Source organism: Peribacillus sp. P4_C12 (genome assembly GCF_056402095.1).
Genome location: NZ_JBFUIB010000513.1, coordinates 1 through 2532 on the forward strand (window position 1 = coordinate 1; position 2532 = coordinate 2532).

Below are 2532 nucleotides of genomic sequence, written 5' to 3' on the forward strand. Positions count from 1 at the left end.
CACCCAATCCGTTCCTTTTAAACAGTTACAGAAGGAGCACGGAAGTTATTTTACATAATCAAAAACTCATTCGAATTGAGTGAGTTTTTTTGCATGATTAGAAATTAAATAGCTGAATATGTGCAAAGAATATCATTCTTTTCACGGCTTTGAGGGGAAATAAAATTATTTGAACAACATCGGGGGACAAAATCATCGGTTCATTAAGAGAAAAGTCGTACTTTAACGTTTATTCGTTGACATTTTTGCCTTTATTAAACTTATTAAAATAACCCTAATCATCACTTTATGACTTTAAGGCAATTCAGCATATCTTTAGGTAAATTGAATGAATTTATAATYCACGTCCATTTAGAACAGTAGTGACTCCCAACACGTAATATAAAACAAAGAAGCTTTAGGGTATTCAGGAGTCCTACTTTTTAAGACTGGATATTATTTCGCCTTACATTTCAAAATAGTTATTTTAGATTTGAACTATGCTGGAAGATATATTCTTTGTTCGAAAGGATTGTCGAGCGCCTCCCTACTATCAAGGACTTGATAAAAAGATTAAAACATGACCTTAACTTTCGCTGCGATGTAACAATCACGTTTCTGATATACATCCTCCGTTGCTTCCTATTCCCGTTTAGTCAAGAAATCTTAGAAATAATATGCTAGAAAACTTGCAGGACTCCATTCCTTTTATGAAGAGGGTTTAGTTCTTTTAGATGCCTCACATTTTGAGCGAGAGACCGTACAACTGCACAATATAAAACTCTTACCGGAATGAAGGCAAAAGATTATAGAAACAATTATTAAACACTCAATTACAAGTGATTAACCATCCGTAATTATGGAAACTCTATTAAAACAAGTTAAGGAGGTTTTGAATGTGAAAACGACAGCTGTTAGTGAAGACGAAATGCCCTATTTGCGTACTGGCAATGGCGAACCTTTAGTTCTCATTCATGGACTTGGTGAAATAAAGGAAGGTTGGGAAAAACAGTTTGAATTAGCAGATCAGTATGACCTGATTGTTCCTGATTTAAGAGGTCATGGCAATAATCCAAGAATGGACGGAATAACGATTAAAAATTTCGCGAAGGATATTTTGTCCTTACTTGATGAATTAAAAATAGAAAGCGCWCACATTTGTGGAATGTCAATGGGGGGTATTGTAGTACAGGAAATTTATCGGCAAGCAYCAGARAGATGCCTATCYTTAATTYTAGTCAGTACGTTTTATCATGCYCCAGYWCARTTWAGAACAWTSTTTTTCCCTGTTCGAAAGGCAMGRGCACTCTTRTTGTCTTCCGAGGAGCAAAAATTAATGGCTGCCAAAACTTGTTTATACTCTTGGAAACAGGAGAAYWTGGAWGMGTTCTWCAAGTTTTAYAAACCAAACAAAGAAGGTTATGTAAAATCTATGGAAGCATGCCTTGAGGTCGATAATCGCTCTTTGTTGCCAGAAATAAAGGTTCCTACACTTGTTATTGGTTGTCAATATGATTCAATAATCCCAGTTTGGATACAGATYCTTATGCACGARCWAATCCCTAAYTCTRAWTTAGTTATTYTYMARAAATCAGGRCATATTGCWAARCTTGAAGTWACGGAAAAATTCAATCAYACATTGCGTCACTTTTTAAATGAAAACGGACTGACTGAAAAAGCTGGATAAATGGGAAGGAGTTCATCCTTCCCTCTACATTCTTTAATTGTTTCCTTTGGAACTGGCAAGTTTGCGTCACTTTACAAAGAGCAACTTTACCTCTTTTAGCTCATCCTTTAAATTATTGATTTCATTATTCATCATTTCCATACGACTTTCTTTAAGTACAAGACTCATCTCATTCAATACTTCTTTCAAGGAAGTGAAGTTACCTTTTTCATTCCATTTTTTTGATATGTTGTATGTTATGTCATCTAAATGATCTAGTTTAGTTTCATTCATAATATAATGCTTAGCAACATTGACTATCTCTTCTTTACTCATGTAATTCATGAAGTCCAACCAATATTTAATAATGGCTCTTTGGTCCTGGACTTGGTTTAGGTGTGACCCTACTAACTCTTCTACCAGCAATACGAATCGTTCGCAATTTGCCGTCTGTTTAATATGTTTATTCCACTCTTCTTCAAGCTTTTTATATTCAATATATGTCTCATTTTCCATACCTGGCATTCTATTCTCCTAATCTACTAACCCCTATGGTGTCCAGATTAAGCGTAATGTAGTATAGGATTTTAGTCAATTAGCAATTTTTGAAATATTTGGTGCGATCACATAATAGAATCATATATAATGATTAACATATTAATTACAGAAAAGAGGTATTTTCATGCCATTCGTAAATCATAACAATGAAAGCCTTTACTATGAGGTTCACGGACAAGGTGATCCTTTATTGTTGATTATGGGGCTCGGCTATAACTCTTTATCCTGGCATAGAACGTTGCCCACTTTAGCTAAGCGCTTTAAAGTAATCGTTTTTGATAATCGTGGTGTTGGTAAGAGCAGTAAGCCTGAACAGCCATATTCTATTG

3 protein-coding genes and 1 pseudogene are annotated in these 2532 nt (G+C 34.7%); 3 read left to right on the top strand and 1 reads right to left on the bottom strand.

From position 1 onward, the window contains the following. Window positions 1-489: 489 nt before the first annotated feature. Together AC1DUW_RS25745 and AC1DUW_RS25750 are read left to right on the top strand one after the other, a co-directional pair. Window positions 490-643, top strand: a pseudogene (locus AC1DUW_RS25745) (IS5/IS1182 family transposase); the annotation flags it as partial. Window positions 644-907: 264 nt separating this feature from the next. Then, window positions 908-1666 (top strand): alpha/beta fold hydrolase, encoded by a 759-nt coding sequence (locus tag AC1DUW_RS25750; RefSeq protein WP_477643814.1) that lies wholly within the window; start codon window positions 908-910, stop codon window positions 1664-1666. A gap of 66 nt (window positions 1667-1732) precedes the next feature. Here the strand turns inward: AC1DUW_RS25750 and AC1DUW_RS25755 are convergent, their stop codons facing one another. Further along, a complete protein-coding gene (locus AC1DUW_RS25755) occupies window positions 1733-2170 on the bottom strand; it encodes a hypothetical protein (RefSeq protein ID WP_053346009.1) in 438 nt (145 codons plus the stop codon). 157 nt (window positions 2171-2327) lie between these two features. On the opposite strand from AC1DUW_RS25755, the gene AC1DUW_RS25760 reads away from it, so the two are divergent. Next, window positions 2328-2532, top strand: a 205-nt coding sequence (locus AC1DUW_RS25760; protein WP_477643813.1) for an alpha/beta fold hydrolase, incomplete at its 3' end; no start/stop codon positions are given.

Excerpts from the sequence above, each read along its gene's own strand:
- AC1DUW_RS25755 (WP_053346009.1), bottom strand. The coding sequence starts at position 2,170 with ATGCCAGGTATGGAAAATGAGACATATATTGAATATAAAAAGCTTGAA.